The sequence below is a fragment of the Rhodococcus ruber genome (assembly GCF_027270735.1).
GTDB lineage: Bacteria > Actinomycetota > Actinomycetes > Mycobacteriales > Mycobacteriaceae > Rhodococcoides > Rhodococcoides rubrum_A.
The window spans coordinates 91238-108256 of record NZ_JAPWIJ010000010.1; the positions used below are offsets into that span (position 1 = coordinate 91238).

At 65.9% G+C, this 17019-nt stretch carries 15 protein-coding genes; 10 read left to right on the forward strand and 5 right to left on the reverse strand.

Annotation, left to right across the window (positions count from 1 at the left end; genetic code table 11):
• Positions 1-10: 10 nt before the first annotated feature.
• On the forward strand, positions 11-1744 hold the full coding sequence (locus tag O4220_RS21925; RefSeq protein WP_269607604.1) for an Hsp70 family protein: 1734 nt from the start codon (positions 11-13) through the stop codon (positions 1742-1744).
• On the opposite strand, the gene tsaD is transcribed toward O4220_RS21925, so the two are convergent.
• The 4 genes from tsaD to O4220_RS21945 all read right to left on the reverse strand — a co-directional run bounded on the left by tsaD (position 1729) and on the right by O4220_RS21945 (position 5245).
• Positions 1729-2763, reverse strand: a complete 1035-nt coding sequence (tsaD, locus tag O4220_RS21930; protein WP_269607605.1) for a tRNA (adenosine(37)-N6)-threonylcarbamoyltransferase complex transferase subunit TsaD — start codon at positions 2761-2763, stop codon at positions 1729-1731. The genes O4220_RS21925 and tsaD overlap by 16 nt on opposite strands.
• A complete protein-coding gene (gene rimI / locus O4220_RS21935) occupies positions 2760-3251 on the reverse strand; it encodes a ribosomal protein S18-alanine N-acetyltransferase (protein ID WP_269607606.1) in 492 nt (163 codons plus the stop codon). Before rimI ends, tsaD begins: the two co-directional genes overlap by 4 nt.
• Positions 3248-3916 (reverse strand): tRNA (adenosine(37)-N6)-threonylcarbamoyltransferase complex dimerization subunit type 1 TsaB, encoded by a 669-nt coding sequence (gene tsaB, locus O4220_RS21940; protein ID WP_269607607.1) that lies wholly within the window; start codon positions 3914-3916, stop codon positions 3248-3250. The genes rimI and tsaB overlap by 4 nt, the downstream gene beginning before the upstream one ends.
• A gap of 93 nt (positions 3917-4009) precedes the next feature.
• On the reverse strand, positions 4010-5245 hold the full coding sequence (locus O4220_RS21945) for a DUF7373 family lipoprotein (protein WP_269607608.1): 1236 nt from the start codon (positions 5243-5245) through the stop codon (positions 4010-4012).
• A 150-nt stretch (positions 5246-5395) separates the two neighbouring features.
• On the opposite strand from O4220_RS21945, the gene O4220_RS21950 reads away from it, so the two are divergent.
• Complete coding sequence (locus O4220_RS21950; RefSeq protein WP_269607609.1) at positions 5396-5941, forward strand: hypothetical protein; 546 nt, start codon at positions 5396-5398, stop codon at positions 5939-5941.
• A 71-nt stretch (positions 5942-6012) separates the two neighbouring features.
• Here the strand turns inward: O4220_RS21950 and O4220_RS21955 are convergent, their stop codons facing one another.
• A complete protein-coding gene (locus tag O4220_RS21955) occupies positions 6013-7209 on the reverse strand; it encodes a DUF7373 family lipoprotein (protein ID WP_269607610.1) in 1197 nt (398 codons plus the stop codon).
• A gap of 224 nt (positions 7210-7433) precedes the next feature.
• Here O4220_RS21955 and O4220_RS21960 point away from each other — a divergent pair, with 224 nt between their 5' ends.
• The 8 genes from O4220_RS21960 to O4220_RS21995 all read left to right on the forward strand — a co-directional run bounded on the left by O4220_RS21960 (position 7434) and on the right by O4220_RS21995 (position 16949).
• Entirely contained in the window at positions 7434-9302 is a 1869-nt protein-coding gene (locus O4220_RS21960) for a dynamin family protein (RefSeq protein WP_269607612.1), read from the forward strand.
• On the forward strand, positions 9299-9730 hold the full coding sequence (gene grpE / locus O4220_RS21965; RefSeq protein WP_269607614.1) for a nucleotide exchange factor GrpE: 432 nt from the start codon (positions 9299-9301) through the stop codon (positions 9728-9730). Before O4220_RS21960 ends, grpE begins: the two co-directional genes overlap by 4 nt.
• Positions 9731-11179, forward strand: coding sequence for a dynamin family protein (locus O4220_RS21970; protein WP_269607616.1), 1449 nt, complete (start codon positions 9731-9733; stop codon positions 11177-11179). It abuts the gene before it with no gap.
• Positions 11176-12834, forward strand: a complete 1659-nt coding sequence (locus O4220_RS21975; protein ID WP_269607619.1) for an Hsp70 family protein — start codon at positions 11176-11178, stop codon at positions 12832-12834. Before O4220_RS21970 ends, O4220_RS21975 begins: the two co-directional genes overlap by 4 nt.
• Positions 12835-12886: 52 nt before the next feature.
• Positions 12887-14641 carry an Hsp70 family protein gene (locus O4220_RS21980; RefSeq protein WP_269607621.1) on the forward strand — a complete coding sequence of 585 codons (1755 nt, stop codon included), beginning with the start codon at positions 12887-12889 and terminating at the stop codon, positions 14639-14641.
• A 101-nt stretch (positions 14642-14742) separates the two neighbouring features.
• The gene (locus O4220_RS21985) at positions 14743-15426 is read left to right on the forward strand and encodes a hypothetical protein (RefSeq protein WP_269607624.1); all 684 of its coding nucleotides are present in this window, start codon (positions 14743-14745) and stop codon (positions 15424-15426) included.
• 39 nt (positions 15427-15465) lie between these two features.
• A complete protein-coding gene (locus O4220_RS21990; RefSeq protein ID WP_269607626.1) occupies positions 15466-16500 on the forward strand; it encodes a C39 family peptidase in 1035 nt (344 codons plus the stop codon).
• 47 nt (positions 16501-16547) lie between these two features.
• A complete protein-coding gene (locus tag O4220_RS21995; protein WP_269607628.1) occupies positions 16548-16949 on the forward strand; it encodes a hypothetical protein in 402 nt (133 codons plus the stop codon).
• The last annotated feature ends 70 nt before the right edge of the window (positions 16950-17019 follow it).

A 17019-nucleotide genomic window follows, 5' to 3' on the forward strand; every position in this document is an offset into this window, starting at 1 on the left:
GAGGTGCACCATGCGGGTAGGAGTGGGAGTGTCCACCGGATCCGAGGTTGTGTGCGCAGCCCTCGTCACCGTCGACTTCGACGGTAGTCGCACGGTCGAGTACCGGACGGTATCGGCCGATCGCCAGGCGAACACCGATATGGGTGAGCTCGTCACTTCCGCCATCGAGCTCATGGCATCACTGATTCCCGGACAACGATCACCCGACGCAATCGCCGTCACCTACCGCACCGAAGAGCACGCCGCGGGAATTCGTGGCGCGTTGACGCACACTACTCGCGACGTTCGGCTGGTTCCCGAATCCGCGGCGGCAGTTGCGCACCTGGCCACCACCGGCCTGATCGACGGCTACGACACGATCGCCCTGGTCGACCTAGGAGCGTCGGGCCTGTCGGTCACCGTCACCGACCGAGCGGCTGGAACGGTGTCGGCGCACGACCGGTCGGCCGCCGTCAGCGGCAACGCTCTCGACGCACTCGTCAAGAATCTCGTCCAGGACATGACCCGTGACAACCTCCGAGACGACATTCGCGACGACCGCGGAATCGGATCGGCACGATACCGATCGATCAAGGAACAGCTCTCCCGCGAGGACGAAGTCCGGATCGAGCGTTACAGCGGTGTGCCGCTGACCGTCGACCGCAGTGCATTCGAGACCGCTGCATCGCCGCTCCTGCGCGAGGCAGCCCTGTTCGTCCGCAGAGTGTTCGACGAGAGCACCCACGAACCCGAGGTGATCGTGCTCATCGGCGGCGGTGCCCACATCCCGCTGCTGGCCTCTTCCATGACCGACATGTTCCATGCGCGCGTCATTCGCCTCCCCGAACCCGACGCCGTGCTCGCCGTGGGAGCGGCCGTGGTCGCCGCGTCGGCGACCGACACCGACTACCCATTGGTCTCGGCTGCACGCCGAACCGCAGGCCGGATGAGTCGCTACTCGGGTGCGATAGCTGCCGCCGTCGTCGCGGGCGGATTGGTGCTCGCCTACGGCCTTCAGACGATGACGCCGGCAGACGACCCGAGCGTGTCCCCTGCCGGTAGCGCGACAAACCCCGTCGCGGGCTCCGGCGACTCGGGGCGACCCGTAGCCGAGGGCTACTCGCCCGGTGACACGTCGACCTCTGCCCGTAGCTCAGCAGATCCCGTCGGCCCCGCGGCAACGACGGTGGAGTCGACGGATTCATCGTCCGGACTCACCACGTCCACGGCACCCACCACCACGCCGACGCTGCGACCTGCTCCCGATCTCCCGCGCATCGAATGGCCGGTCGGTCCGCCGCCGGAGTCGTCGTCACCCGAAGCGGGCACCGGGGGCACCGTCGTGCCGCCGACACCGGTCACTCCCGAGCCCACGACGCCCGCACCGACCACCACTGCGCCCGTCGAGCCCACCGACCCCGGTGCGGGCGAGACCCCCGGTACGACGACGCCGTCCGGCCCCACCGAGCTCAGTCCCGGACCGACACCGCAACCCTCCGCCGAGGCGGAGCCACAGAGCAGTGTGGAACCCAGCGGTGTGGAACCCAGCGGTGTGGAACCCGGCACCGTGCAACCGACCGAATCGATCACGGTTCCGACGACGGTCGTCCGCGGCTCCGATCCCACTCCGGAGCTGACCCCTCCGCCGACCGTCTGGTCGCCACCGCCTCCGGTGTCCGGTCAGAGCGTCGAGCCCCGCACATCACAGGACACGGCTGCGCCGCGAACCTCCGAGCCTGTTCCGGACGTTCAGCCGGGAACCTGACTGGTCGCAACCGACAGACCGGGATCGGTCACTGCGGTGAGCGCAGACGGCGCAGCGCCGCCGGCGACGAGATGTGCACCCAGGGCTGCGATCATGACACCGTTGTCCGTGCACAGCCGCGGCTTCGGTATTCGCAGCGTCAACCCCTGCTCGGCACAACGGCTTTCGATCAACGACCGGATGCGCGAGTTGGCCGTGGCACCCCCGCCGAGAACGATCGTGTCGACGTCGACGTCCGTTGCCGCACGAACCGCCTTCATCGTCAACACATCGGCGACGGACTCCTGAAACGATGCGGCGATGTCAGCTACCGGAACAGGATCGCCGGCGCGTTGCCTGGCCTCGACGAATCGCGCGACCGCGGTCTTGACCCCGGAGAAAGAGAAATCGTACCGGGCATCGCGAGGGCCGGTCATTCCCCGGGGAAATGCGATCGCGGACGGATCACCCTCGCGCGCAGCAGCATCGAGAGCAGGCCCGCCCGGGTAGCCCAATCCGAGTAGTCGTGCGACCTTGTCGAACGCCTCGCCGGCGGCGTCGTCGACCGTCGTCCCGAGCTCGACGATCGGCCGAGACAGATTGTCGACGTGCAGCAGATGCGTGTGCCCACCGGAGACCAACAGGGCAACACACGACGGCATCGGACCGTGTTCGAGCGTATCGACCGCAACGTGCCCCCCGAGATGGTTCACCGCATAGAAGGGCACGCCCCAGGCTGCGGCGTAGGCCTTGGCCGCAGCGACCCCGACCAGCAGCGCCCCGGCCAGTCCCGGCCCGATCGTCACCGCGACGGCGTCGGGACGATCGATGTCGGCCGTCGCCAGAGCTCGCCGCATGGTCGGCACGATGGCTTCGAGGTGCGCCCGTGACGCCACCTCGGGCACCACTCCGCCGTAACGGGCGTGCTCGTCGACGCTCGATGCCACCTCGTCCGCCAGCAGCTCGCACTGTCCACCGTTCCACCGGACGATCCCGACTCCTGTTTCGTCGCAAGAACTTTCGATACCCATGACGATCATCGGGCTGATCCTTCGGTTCGTTCCGGCCGACGCATGGTGAAGGCGTCGGCTCCGCTCGGCTGGTAGTACTTCGCTCTGGTACCCACGATCTCGAACCCCTCGCGTCGGTACAACTCGATGGCAGGCTCGTTGTCGGTGCGGACCTCGAGAAAGACCGGGCCGCCGTGCTCGTCGGCTACCCGGAGCAGCTCGTCGAGGAGCCGGCCGCCGATCCCTCTGCGATGATGACCAGGATCGACGCCGATGGTGTGCACCTCGGACTCACCGACCACGAACGCACCGCGGCTCGGTTGCCCCAGGAGGGCGATGCCTGCGTAGCCGACCACCTCGCTGCCCTCGCGCGCCGTGACGTAATGATTTTGGGGCGCAGCCAGTTCCGCGACGAATGCATCCTCGGACCACGGGTCGTCACCCTCGAAGAGGACGGTCTCGAGGTACGCGCACCGGGGAGCGTCCTGCACGGTCATGCGCTCGATCGACACCGTCATTGCCGAGCCTTCGCCGCGGCGCGTTCGTCGAGTGTCTTGGCATCCGGGCGGCGTAGATACAGCGGGACGAGCGGACCCGGGACGACGCCACTCGCGATATCGGCCGCCGCGACCTGGATCAGACCGGCTGGTGACGGTGCCTGCACGTCGCGAATCGGCAGGTCGAATTGTGCAACATGCGGAGCGGAGCCAGCGACCGCGTCGACTCCGAGATGGTCGAGCTCAGCGGGAGCCAGAACGTCGGGTCCCTCTGTGCGCACCCCTGCTTCGTACCGGGCCCAATAGATTTCGCGACGACGCGCATCGGTCACCACCAGCAGGGTCCCTGGCTCTGCGACATCGGCCGCAATCGCGTCGAGGCTGCAGACCCCGTACACCGGCACCCCCAGTGCGTCACCGAACGCCGCTGCCGTCGCCATTCCCACCCGTAACCCGGTGTAGGGGCCGGGCCCGACGCCGACGACGACGGCATCGAGGTCGGCCGCGGTGATGTGGGCCTCCGTGAGGCACTCGAGAATGTTGGGCGTCAGGATCTCCGCGTGCGACCGCGCGTCCACCCGGACCCGCGTGGCGAGGGTCTCGACCGGAGCACCGGCGGCCTCGGTCAGGCGCACCACACCTGCGGTGACGGCGGGGGTCGAGGTGTCGACGGCAAGTACAAGCACGAGGGTTCAGGTTACGCGTCCGCGCGTCCAGGTACGCATTCCCGCGGTGCGCGGACCCTCGGACTCTGCTACGAGGCTCCGCGCACATCGAGGTCAGGCGACAGCGGACAGAATCAGATACTGCGCCGCAGTCTTCTGGTGCACACCGAGTTCGTCGTCGGTGGTCTCCACCATCGCGGTGTACCTACCCACGTGTACACGGCATCGGAGAGAGGTTTTCGTGGCCGACTCCTTGGTCATGCACATCGATCCGGGTACGCCCGGTGCCGGTGCGGACTCTTCGTACACCCCGTCGGCGAGATCGCTGTCGTTCATCGCCTGATACAGCTTCTCGGCACCCGATTCGTCCGCACTGCGAAACACCATCGAGTCGTCGATGGCGATTCGATCGGTGCCGGTCTCGTCGATGACGTCGTCGATGTCGCCGCCCTCGGTGAAGTGTTTGAGTCCACGAGTTCCGTAGACGCTGAGTTGGTTCACCGAACGCTGCTCGGCCGGGAGCGTCAGGATCAGCACGTTGTCGACGTCGATGGGCAGAGTAGTGAATTGCCCCATCGGGGTCTCCGGGAATTCGTCGAGTAGACGTCCCTGCTCGTCCACGGTGCGTGCGACGGTCGGCGCGATCCACTGTTCGTCGCCGGTACCCGAGTAGCCACTGACGTAGATCAGGAAGTCTCCCCGTGCCGTGAACGTGTCCACCCGCACACCCGGCCCTTCTGCGTCAGGGCTGATCGACGCTGCGGTCTCGGGCAGAACGTCGATAGCGGTCTCGGTTGCAGCGGCCCGAGCGGCTCCCCCGGACTCGGCCGGCGGGGCTTCGGTCAGCATGACCTGGTGCACCCCGTCCGCCGCCGCGATGGCCGCGCCAGAATCGGGGAACCTGAGCACCGAGATTCTCAGTGCGTTGGCTTCGCCTTCTGCACCGACGGGAGTATCGGACGTGCGACCCGTTGCGAATCCGGACAGCATTCCCGCGTTGCTCAGCACCGGTACCGCCTCCGGCGGCAGGATCAGATCGGTCGCATCCGGGCTCTGCAACACTCCGAGTGCGGCACCGTTCACCAGCGACGGGTCGATGTTCGACGGCAGCACGACGTATTCCGCGAGACGCTGCGCCTCGATCACGTAGCCCTGCTGCTCGTCGCGCACCGTGGCGTACTCGGCCTGCGGCCAGGTCCGATAGTCGGCGGTGTCGAGGTCGGTCGGCGCAGACTCGGTGGATGTCACGGGAGCGGTGTTCGCAGATTCCACAGTGTCGGTGCCACAGCCCGCAACCAGAATCGATGTCACCGCGGCAACTACTGCCCCGGCTCGGAATCGTCTGTTCATTTCTGTCCTTTCGCTGACGTCTCCGATGTCAGACGCAGCGCTGACCGACAATGTTCCGCACTCGGTTGCGGGAACAAATGGCGGGATTCCAGCATCCGATCGGCGACCACACCAGCCCGACGCGGCTGCACATGACGATTCGGAGTTCAGATGAGCGCACCCGACAGTTACCAGAACCCACAACCGAGTCCCGGTGAACCTGTGCCCGGCCCACGACGTTCGCGCGCGCTGCTCGTCGGTGGCGGGATCGGCGTGGTTATCGTCGCGGTAGTTGCCGCTGCCGTGGTGATTCCTCGGCTCACCGACTCCGATTCCGAGTCGGTCGACGCACCGGCCACCGCGACGGTCGATCAGGACCGCGACGCACAGGACATCGAGGCGTTGACGACCCGCTACCTGAGCATCCTGGGCTCGAACGGTGGCCCGGAGGGCTTGGCTCCCGTGCGATGTCAGGCGGCAATCACCCGGGCCGAGAACGCGCCGACTCCTGCGCCGTTCCCCGACGGCGACGAGATGGTGGTGGCCGAGACGCTCACGCAGAATTTCTACGGACCCGATCAGGCGACGTCGAGGGTGGTGGTCGGCGCTACCGTCGACGGCGTTCCGAGCCTCGAGGGAGGCGACGGAACCATTCTTGCCATGGACTTTCTCCGCGAGAACGGCACGTGGACGGTGTGCCGAGTCGATCCCCAGTAGACAAATCGATCACCAGGCGGCAGGCGGCTCCGGGACTGTTCGACTCCCGGCCGCTGCCGTGTCGGGTCGCGTCAGGACTCCGTCGCTGTCTTCAGTACCGAGTACTGAGCCGCAGCCATCTGATGCGCCTTGGTTTCGTCCTCGAGAACCGAGAACTCGGCGGTGTAGCGGTCCTGGTGCAGCAGGCAGGCGGTCCGAACCCCGACGGTGGTGTCCTGCGTCAGGCAGGTGGAATCGGGCACTCCCGGGGCACCGGCCGACACCGCGAAGCCCATCTCCTCGTATTCCTTCACGAGCATCTCGTACATCGTGCCGGCTCCGGCCGCATCGGCGGATCGGTAGACGGTGGTGCCGTTGGACGCCTGCAGATCACTGTTGGACTGCTCGAATTCCTCGAGCATCCTGGTCGAGTCGGTCGAGAAGTGTGCGGCACCGCGCGGGCCGTAAACGGCGCGCCTGCTGTTGTCCCTGTTCTCGTCGTCCTCCTCGAGGGTCAGCACCAGGATCTTGTCCACATCGATCGGCAGCGATGCGAACCCGTCGAGGGGCGTGGCCGGAAACGTGTCGATCAACGTTCCTTGGCGATCGACCGTGGTGGCGATCGACCGGGCAACCCAGTCTTCCTGGCCCACGGGCGCATGGGCTTCGACGTCGATCACGTAGTCACCGCGAGCAGTGAAGGAGTCGCTCGAGGTGAGGCCGTCCACGTCGCTCTTGGAGGAGACGAGGGTGTTCGGTAGGACATCGATCGCGCTCGGCTGCGCGCCCTCGCTGTACTCGGTCGGCAGATAGGTCTGCTCGATCAGCCCGCGAGCAGCACGCTCGGCCGATCCCGCGTCCGGAAATCGCATCACCCTGATGGCCAGCCCGTTTCGAGTGGCCGGATCCACACCAGGTTCGTCCGGTCGGTACCCGGCCCCTGCACCGAATCCCATCACCAGATTCTGCGCCGCCAACACATCGGCCTGTCCGTCGGTGAAGACGGTCTTGCGCGTCGCCTCCGCGCTGGCGAACGGCCCAGTCGTCTGCGAGTAGCTCTGCACCAACTTCGGATCGATCTCGCTGGGAATCACGACGAACTCGGCCATCCGCTGGCCCTCGACCAACCGGCCCTGCTTCTCGTCGGTCACCGACCCGAACGGCGCCTGCGGAATCGTGCGAAAGGTACCGGTATCGAGGTCGCCGGGAACCGTCGGACCGACGGCCGTATCTCCCGGCGGCGCGGCCTCGTTCGAGTCTCCGGCCGAACAGCCGGTCAACAGTGCCATCGCGGCACCTATGGCAAGCACAGATCGAGTACGCGTCGAACGCATGTACAGCCCTTCCTGAAACTGTCGAAGTCGTCGATCCGACGCGCGGCAAGCCCTGATTGTTCCCGACTCGGATGTCTCCGAATCACGAGCCGGGAACAAAAGGGTGCCCGCTCGCATCGAACACGAGTCGGTCGCTTTTCGCGACGGCCGAAACTCGACAGCAGAACGGAGCCGGACACGTGCCCGATACCGACGCACCGCCCTCGCACGCCGGTAGCGCCGCCGACGCTGCGACGAAGAAGACCCTTGCCGGTGCCACGAAGATTCTGCGGATGTACGGGTACGACGCCACCGCGGCTCTGGCGGAGGAGAAGGCGAGCACCGTCGATCACAGACAGAGCGTCGTGGTGGTCGGTGAGGTCAAGCGAGGCAAGAGCTCACTGGTCAACGCGCTCGTGGGGGCATGGGTGTCACCGGTGGGGGTGGAACTGACCACCTCCGCCTCCTTGGTGTTCGTTCCTTCCACCTCCAGCCGCCCGGCCGGGACCGCAGAACTGGTGTTCCCCGGTGGCACCCAACACGTGGGATCGACGGAACTGCCCGACTGGGTGACGGTCACCGGTGCCCGAGTGCGCGACCCCGCCACCGTCTCGTTGCCCACTCGGGCAATCGTGCCGCTGGTCGATTCGTCGATGGGTGAGATCGTGGTGGTCGACACGCCGGGATCGGGCGGGCTGGATTCGGTCGCCGCGCAACTGTCGGCTCAGTCCGCGCAGCAAGCGAGCGTGCTCGTTGTGGTCAGCGATGCGAGCAGCACGCTGACCGCACCCGAAATGGACTTCGTTCGCGACGTCGCATCGACGGTCGACGCCGTGATCGTCGTGGTCTCCAAGACGGACAAGAATCTGCGGCGTTGGAAAGTGGTGGTGGACGAGAACAGGCGGCTTCTGCAGCAGCATCTGCGGCGCTCGGTTCCGGTGATCGGTGTATCGAGCGTCCGAGCACTCGTCGCCCGCGAACAACCCGACGACGCAGACCGCGTCCGAGCCGAGCGAGCCTCGGGCATCGTCGAGCTACGGGAGATGATCGCCGCTCGGTTGGGCGACGGAACCGAACGAGGAACGCGCGACGGTCTACGCACCGCCCTGGAAGGACTACGCCGAGTACACGCCAAGATCAAAACGGATATCTCGATCACCGAGGCGGGCTCGAACGCACTCCCCGAGCTCACCGCGCAACGAGACCGTCTGCAAGAACTCAAGGACACCAGCGTTCAGTGGGAACAGTGGCTCGGCCGCGACCTGACCCTCGCTCGACAGCGTGCACTTGCACATCTGGACACCGAACTCGATCGGGTCAGAACGAAGTGGACGACGCGAATCAACAAGTCCGGCATGGAGGTTCTACGAAAGAACCCTCAGGTGTTCACCGCCGAGATCGAGAGCGACCTGCTCGCGGCCATGACCGGGACGGTTCGACTGTTCCTGGACGAACTACGCCGCGTCGCAGAGCCGTTGTTCGAGTCGCCGCAGATCTGGCAGCAGATCGAGGCGAACATCGCGGCGTCGATGTCGGGTGAATCCCTCAGTACCGGTGAAGTGGCCAGCAAGCGTCAGGGTCTACTCGATCCGAGCATCCTGTCCATGGGGATGATAGGCACGTCGATGCTCGGCGCCCTGATCGGCGTCGGGGCCGTCGCCGGCGTGGTCTGGATCGGAGTCAATCTCGGGTACAAAGCCATGCGCACCGGAAAGCAGAACCTGCTCAACTGGTTGCGCGAGACAACCGGCACGGCAAAGGCGAGCACGGCTCGCATGCTCGAAGCCGCTCTCGCACTGGGGCGTCCGGAAATAGTGGTGCGCTACCGCGATCACATCCGAACCTCCATCGACACGGTGCAACAACAGATGGCCGACGCCAAGGACGCAGCCAGGCTCGATGCCGCCGGGCGTGACGCCACCCTCAAGCGCCTGTCCAACAACCTCCGCGTCGTCACGGCCACCATCGCCGAGATCGACAATGCGCTCACCCGTTCGGTCGCACGAACCCACGAAGCGGGAAACGCCACGGCCACAACCGAATCCGTCGAAAGCGAGACAGCCTCGTGAGCACGCCCGTCGTCCTCGTCCTCATTGCCGCAGCACTGACGGTCGGCGGTCTGGGCGGTTGGATCGCCCATGCGTCTAGTCGACCGCACGACAACCCGCCGACGCCCGGTCATGTTGTGCCCCTGACGAACGGACCGGACCGCCGTCTGATCGACGCGATGATCGGGGTTCACGATCTCGGCGACGGCGTGTCGGCCACCGATCGCATCACCGAGGAACTGAGTCAGGTCGGGATCGTTCGGCTCGACGCCGCGCCCGGCTCGACGTTCGATTCGAGTCGACACAAAGCGGTCCACAGTGTGGCCGCCGCCCTACCCGAGCAGATAGGCACAGTGGCCGGCGAGGTTCGCCCCGGCTGGGCCGGACCGGACGGCATCATCCGCTACACCGAAGTGTCCGTGTTCGCTCGACCCGCGGCGGGCCGGTAGATGGTGGCACGGCAGCAGCAGCCATCAACCCCGTTGGCGGCCCGCAACATCGATATGCGCGCGGTGCTCGACCGCGGGCTTCATGCCCTCGCAGCACTGGCACCCGATCTGGTTCACGAAGCCAACCGGATCGGCGCAATTCTGTGGTCCCCACCGCGAATCGTGGTGGTGGGCCGACTCAAGGCCGGAAAGTCGACTCTGGTGAACGCCTTGATCGGTGCACCGATCGCCGAGACTGCTGCGCTGGAAGCAACGAACGTGGTGACCGTCTACGAGAACGGCGCTCCCTCTCGTGCCGACGTCGTCGGGATCGACGGTAGTCGACGGTCGGTGGTGCTCGAACACGGCCGTAGAGCCGATCTGGGTGTCCCGGCGTCGGAGGTCGGTTACGTGCACCGTTTTCTCCCGTCCGACGCACTCGCCGATGTGACACTGATCGACACTCCCGGACTGGCGACACTCACCGTGGAGAACGAACAGGCCACCCATCGCGCCCTCATCGACGGATACGAGCAGACCCGTGCGGCCAGCGTCGACGCCGACGCCGCCATCTTCCTGTTCGACAGCACTCCCCGCGCCGACGAGATGAAGTTCTTGCGGCAGTTGGGATTCACCCCACTCAACACCCTGGGCGTGCTCTCTCGTGCCGACAGCTTCGGTGAGGGGGCGTTGGGCCGCGTAGATCCGATCGAACATGCTCGCTCGCATGCGGTTTCGCTGGCAACCACGCTCGCATCCTCGGTCGCGACAGTAATTCCGATCTCGGGTCTGCTGGCCGAGACCTCCCACACCGGACGCATCACCGAGAGCGACGCCCGCGCGCTGCACCGACTCGCACACCTGCAACCGCTCGAATTGTTCGACCTGATGGAATCCGACGATCCTGCGCCGCTCGACGCGGCCACCCGCGACCGCTTGCTCGATCTGATCGGCGAGTACGGGATGGTCGGCGGGCGCGGTCCCGCAGGTGCGGGCGCGTACTCGTTGAGCCAGTGGTTGGTCGCACGCTCGGGTGTGGACCCCTTGCGCGAGGTGCTGAATACCGCCCTGCGCGATTTCGCCACGCTGCATCGCGCCAATCGTGTTCTCAGCGAGCTGGATTCGTTGGCCTTCACCCATCCGTTCCGCGATCGAATCCGGGCCATCACCGATTCCGTTCGACGCGATCGTTCCCTGCAACCGGTGCTGCTGTTCCAGGCTTTGCGCGGCATGTTGCTCGCCGACGAATCGTCACCGGTGGTGGGCGAGCTGATGCGGGTGCTGACCGGCCGGAACGACGCGGAACGGCTCGGCTTGCATGTGCAGGCACACCGCGCCCAGGTGGTGTCCGTTGCGACCGAGCGTATCGAGTGGGCTGCCGGCCGATCGATTTCGACAGCAACTGCCGCCGAGGATGCCGCGCTCGGTGAGCTGATACGTCTCTACACCACGATTCGGAGCAACGCATGAATCACCCCATTCACACCGACCAGGCGCTCGGGTGGACCCTTGCCATCGACTTCGGAACCTCGAATACCGCTGCTGCGCAACCGTCGAGCAGGCGCTCGGGTGTCGAGGCACTGGCTTTGACGCATCAGGGCAACCTGATGTCCTCCGCCGTGTTCGTGGAATCTCCCGAGCGTATCGACGTCGCGGACGTGGCTCTCAACAGGGCGCAGACCGATCCGGCGTCGTTCGTCGCCTCCCCGAAGCGACTGGTTGCGCACGGCACCGTGCGGCTGCGCGGCATCGACCTGCCGGTGTCCGTACCCATTGCGGCAGTGCTGCATTCGGTAGTCGAGCGCGCCTCGGCCGTACATCGCGGCCAACGCCCCGACTCACTGATTCTCACTCACCCCGAAGCGTGGTCCCCGCGCGAGGTGGGCGTTCTCGCCGACGCTGCGAACCGGATCGGCTACGGCCCCGATCGAGTGAGAACCCTCTCCGAACCGCGCGCGGCAGCCCACTTCTACAGCCGCAGTGATCGACCCACGCCAGGGATGTCCATCGCAGTGTTCGACTTCGGCGGCGGAACGGTCGACACGGCAGTGCTGTCGGCCACGGCTCAGGGCACCTTCGACGTGGTGGCTGCGCGTGGCGACAACGGGCTCGGCGGAAAGGATCTCGACGCTGCAATCCGCCGCTGGGTCGATCGAAGACTCGACGAGGAGGATCCGGAACTTCTTCGGTTCCTCCAGACGGAGGCGCCGCTGCACACGGTGCGCAGCCTCGACGATTCCATCCGGCGGGCAAAGGAATTGCTATCGTCCACCGAGTCGGCCACCATCGCCGTCGGCGACAGTCGAACCGATCGCCGATGCATTCTCACCCTCACCCGCGCCGAGTTCGAGGACCTGATCGCCCCCGAGATGGAGCGCGCGGTCGCGCTCACCCGCGCGACCTTGGCCGACGCCGAACAGGTGCTCGGCACCCCCGTCGAAGCGCTGTATCTGACCGGCGGATCGTCCCGGATCCCGGCAATCCACCGCGCCCTCGGATCGCTCGGACGCCCGATCGCCACTCTCGACGACCCGAAGACCGTCGTCGCGCAAGGTGCGTTGATCGCCTTCGGCGACAGCCTCGGCACGGTCCGGCCCATGACCTCGCCCGAGCAGGCGGCCCGATCCGTATCACCCGCGCCCATCCGCAGGTCGCGTGCCCGCCGACTTGCGGCGGCAGGAGTCACAGCAGCTGTTGCCGCGGTGGTGGTCATCGCGGCCGTCGTCCTCGCTCCGTGGGGGCAGGACCGTCCTTCGGCTCCGTCGACCATCGCCGGCAGCCCGGACGACGTCACCGCCGTGCAGAACATCACGGACGAGTACCTGCACGTTCTCGCGACGAGCGACTTCGCAACGAAGAATTCGTACTGGTGCGCCGCGAACCGAGAGAAGAAGGCCAGCGAGACACCGACACCGACACCGTCCGCGCTGCCGACCGGTCTCGACTTCACCGCGGCAGAGGTCATCGGCACGGCCGTGTACGGAGACCAGGCCACGACCCGAATCAGGGTGCGCGCCACAGTGAACGGAGAGCCGAGTCCGCAGGATGGGGACGGGTCCATCATCGCGTTCGATTTCGGTCGGGAGGACGGTCAGTGGAAGATCTGCAGGCAGACATTCCAATGACTCGACCGACGAATCTTCCCCCAGGCCCGAACAGGACGAGGTAGCCAGAACAATGACCGGTTGGATGCTGAGCATCGACTTCGGTACGTCGAACACGGCGGCAGCACACACGAATTCCGGATCGGACTCCGTGGAGGTAGTGGCCCTGACACATCAGGGCAACCTGATGCCTTCGGCGGTGTTCGTGGAATCACCGCACTCCATCGAGGTGGGTGATGTCGCGATCAATCGCGCCGAGACCAACCCCGGCGCATTCGTCGCTTCTCCCAAGCGAGTGATCGGTCAGGAAGTGCTGACCGTCAACGGATACGACATTCCGTCGGCAGTGCCGGCCGCTGCGGTGCTGCACACCGTTATCGGCGCGGCGACCTCGATGCACCGAGGATCGCCGCCGGATCATCTGGTACTGACGCATCCTGAGGGTTGGTCGCCGCGCGAGATCGATATTCTGCTCGATGCCGCGGCCCGCGTCGGATTTCGTGGGACTCGCGTGAGCCTGGTGTCGGAGCCGAGGGCGGCGGCGCACTACTACTCACGCTCGGGTGCCATGGCACCCGGCACCCGAATTGCCGTGTTCGACTTCGGCGGTGGAACGTTGGACGTGGCCGTTCTCTCGGCAACCGACGGCTCCTTCCAGGTGATCGCGGCCCGCGGGGACAACACACTCGGCGGAAAGTCGTTGGACGCCAAGCTCCGTCGCTGGGTCGACGATCAGCTGCTCGACCGTAACCCCGAACTACTCGAGTTCATTCGACGATCCGCCCCGATGCACGTCACCCGCAGCCTCGAGGACTCCATCCGGCGCGCCAAGGAGCTGCTGTCGTCGACGCCGTCGGCTTCGGTCACGGTGACGGGCAATGGACAACAGGAGACGCTCTACATCACGCGCGACGAGTTCGACGAGCTCATCGCCGAGGACGTCGAGCGCGGCGTCCAGCTGACCAGGCAGGCGCTGGCCGACGCCGGAACCAGTACGCAGCTGTCGGCGCTGTATCTCACGGGCGGATCGTCACGAGTTCCGCAGATTCACGAGCGTCTCGCCGCCCTGGGGCCCATCGCTACCCTGGACGACCCGAAAACGGTTGTCGCACAGGGAGCATTGATCGCCGCTGCGCACCGGCCGCACGAGACACCGCCTGCGGCCGCCCGCCCGACTATCGCCCAGTCCCCCGCTACACAGCCACGGCCGGCGGTCAGCACGCCTCCGGTCGTCCGTTCTGCCAGGAAGCCGAACATCCGCACGATGGTGACCGCAACCGTGGGCGCGGTTGTGGTCGTCGGTGCCATCGTTGCCGGGTATCTGGTGTTGGGCCCGGACAGCGAGGACTCGTCCACGGCAGCCGGAAGCACCGGTGTCACAACGACCGCAGCCGCACCGTTCGCCTCGGATGTCGACAGCATTCGTGCAGCATTACCCAGCGCACTCGATGACGCAGTGAAAAATTGCGAGAACTCCGACTTCACCGACACCGGCGGATTGGTAGCACGGTGCACGCTGAATTCGCCGAACCCTCTGGACCGGTACTTCACCGATACCTACGGATCCACCCACGACTTCACCGCCTTCGTCGACGCCAAGCAGGTCAAGCGAAATCTCGCCGGGGTGAGGGACTACCCGCTCGCACCCGGCGACATCGTGATCGACGGTGCGGCTCCCAATTCCAAGATCGTCTACGGCACCGGCTACAGCTTGACCACCAGTACAGCCGAATACTTCGACCCCGGCACGGGGCTCTCCGCCGAGTTCACTCTGCTGGCCACGAACGACGAGGCGTTGGAATTTCTCCGCACCGTCGGTCTGCTCTGAATTCGGCGACTTCCCAATTCTTTTCACGCGCCGGGAACATCCGACAACGTCGGTGCATCTCATTACCGATTGCCCAACCGACCTCAGCAAAGGATGACGAGATGCCTCCTCAGGACCCCACTTCCACCGACACCACCGCCGACGAGGCCTCGGCACCGACGTCGGGCAACCCTCAGGTGACCGGTAACCCCGACGACGCGAAGTTCGTCGAACCCGGATCGTCCCCCGAAGACGCAGCGGCCCCCGAAGACATTGCGGCCCCGAAGGACACGGCGGCTCCTGCCGCACCGGAGACCCCCGCACCGAACGCGCCGACGGAGAGCGCCGATCCCTACGTCTCGCATCGCGATCTCGACGGCGACGGCGTCGTCGACACCACGCAGATCGACCTGGACGGCAACGGAACCGTCGATCAGATCTTGCACGACTACGACGGAGACGGAGTGGCGGACGTCGTCGAGACGTCGAGTGCAGGCGACGGTCGCTTCGACATCGTCGATACCGACCTCGACGGTGACGGTGTCACCGACGAGACCCGCATGGACACCGACGGCGACGGCAAAGCCGACACGGCCATCTTCGATCTGGACGGCGACGGCACGGCGGACGAGGTGGATCTCGACACCGACGGGGACGGCGTGATCGACACCGTCCTGCTCGACACCAACGGCGACGGCACACTCGACTACCTCGGAGTCGACACCGACGGCGACGGATACGCGGACGAGGTCTACATCGACACCGATCAGTCCGGCGATTTCAACCCCACGCCCGACCTGGCCTGATCCCGCGTTCATTCCTGATCCCAGACGAAAGAGACCGAGATGAACGAGCACTTCGATTTCACCGACACCTCCGCGGACCACGACGCGGCATCGGGCACGTACACGGACACGGACACCGACGACTACTCGGACGGCGTCGACCATTCCCTGGGCGACACCCTGGCAGCACCGTCGATGCCCACGATGCCCTCCATGGACTACGTCGATTCTCCGAGTGCGGTGTCGGCACCGGCCATGCCCGACATGCCGTCGATGACCCCGGATTCCGCGCCGGGAGTCCCCGACCCTTCGGTACCGGACCTGAGCGATCCACCGGCCGAATCACCCGCGCCTGCAGTGGTTCCCGAGCCCGAGACCGATCCTGAGCCGGCACTCGTGCCCGAGCCGGCCGACGTCCCGCCTCCTACCCCCGAGCCCGCGGACGTTCCGCTGCCGGCGGACGGCGCTCCGGTGCCCGAGGACGGCTCCTACGGCACCCCGACGGCATGGACGGCAGATTGGTTCTTCCAGGAGGTCGACGGCTATTGCGGGCCGTCGTCCATCGCTCAAGTGGTGTCCGAGTACACCGGACTGAACATCACCGACCCCCAACAGTTGGTCGATCGAGCCCTCGAGCTCGGCCTGTTTCCCAACAACGATCCGTCCATGGGTATGACGTCCGCCGACATGGAGATCCTGATGGAAGACCAAGGAGTTCCGTGTCATCTGGAGAGCAGTTCGATGCAGGATCTCGAGGCGAAGCTGTCCGAAGGGTACGGCGTCATCGCCATGGTCGACTCGGGTGAAATCTGGTACCCCGGTACCGAGACCTACGAGGACGACACTCCCGATCACGCACTGGTCGTCGCCGGCATCGACGAGGATCGCGGCGTGGTGATCTTGTCCGATCCTGGCAATCCGGACGGCAACCAGTTCGAGATATCCATCGACGAGTTCGACAATGCCTGGGCAGACTCCGATCACGAGATGCTGGTGGCAGACAACACCGATCCGGATCTCGCCGACACCACCTCCGTCGATCCCGGCCTCGCCGCGCTGGCCCCCAAGCTGTGGGCCCTCATCCCGCTGACCTGATTGTCTGAATATGAGTGCATACTCGTGAGGGACGAGAGGATTGTGAAGTGAGCAGCGACGGCGACAGCGTCTTCGACATTCTCGGCCTCGACCGATCGGTCGTCGTACCGGCACCACCTGCCGATGTCTGGTCGGCAGCGCTTGCCCACGCGCTCGATCCCGACTCTCCCCCCGTAGACGACGTGGTGGTCCCGATCATGGACGACACGGATGTCGTGTTCGATGCGCAGGACGTGCTGCTACCCGACCCGGACGACGACACCGATTCCGACACCGCCGGGGGCTACGATCCTTCCCACGACGGTCTGCCGGATCACGGATCGTCGCACCTGGACGGCAATGATCATCACCCCGACGAGCACGATCATCACAGCCACGAGCACGATGACGGCGGGCACTGGGGTACGGACGACATCGATTTGGGCGACGGATCCGCCTTCGGACCGTAGTCGAACGACTCCATCCGCCTCAGGGGGCGGCGAGACGATGCCTCCGCTGAGCGATATCATTACCTCGGGA

What these genes read in the sequence shown, in the direction of transcription:
- O4220_RS21925 (WP_269607604.1), top strand. Translation starts at nt 11, where the DNA reads ATGCGGGTAGGAGTGGGAGTGTCCACCGGATCCGAGGTTGTGTGCGCA.
- tsaD (WP_269607605.1), bottom strand. Translation starts at nt 2,763, where the DNA reads ATGATCGTCATGGGTATCGAAAGTTCTTGCGACGAAACAGGAGTCGGG.
- rimI (WP_269607606.1), bottom strand. Translation starts at nt 3,251, where the DNA reads ATGACGGTGTCGATCGAGCGCATGACCGTGCAGGACGCTCCCCGGTGC.
- O4220_RS21945 (WP_269607608.1), bottom strand. Translation starts at nt 5,245, where the DNA reads ATGAACAGACGATTCCGAGCCGGGGCAGTAGTTGCCGCGGTGACATCG.
- O4220_RS21950 (WP_269607609.1), top strand. Translation starts at nt 5,396, where the DNA reads ATGAGCGCACCCGACAGTTACCAGAACCCACAACCGAGTCCCGGTGAA.
- O4220_RS21955 (WP_269607610.1), bottom strand. Translation starts at nt 7,209, where the DNA reads ATGGCACTGTTGACCGGCTGTTCGGCCGGAGACTCGAACGAGGCCGCG.
- O4220_RS21970 (WP_269607616.1), top strand. Translation starts at nt 9,731, where the DNA reads ATGGTGGCACGGCAGCAGCAGCCATCAACCCCGTTGGCGGCCCGCAAC.
- O4220_RS21975 (WP_269607619.1), top strand. Translation starts at nt 11,176, where the DNA reads ATGAATCACCCCATTCACACCGACCAGGCGCTCGGGTGGACCCTTGCC.
- O4220_RS21980 (WP_269607621.1), top strand. Translation starts at nt 12,887, where the DNA reads ATGACCGGTTGGATGCTGAGCATCGACTTCGGTACGTCGAACACGGCG.
- O4220_RS21985 (WP_269607624.1), top strand. Translation starts at nt 14,743, where the DNA reads ATGCCTCCTCAGGACCCCACTTCCACCGACACCACCGCCGACGAGGCC.
- O4220_RS21990 (WP_269607626.1), top strand. Translation starts at nt 15,466, where the DNA reads ATGAACGAGCACTTCGATTTCACCGACACCTCCGCGGACCACGACGCG.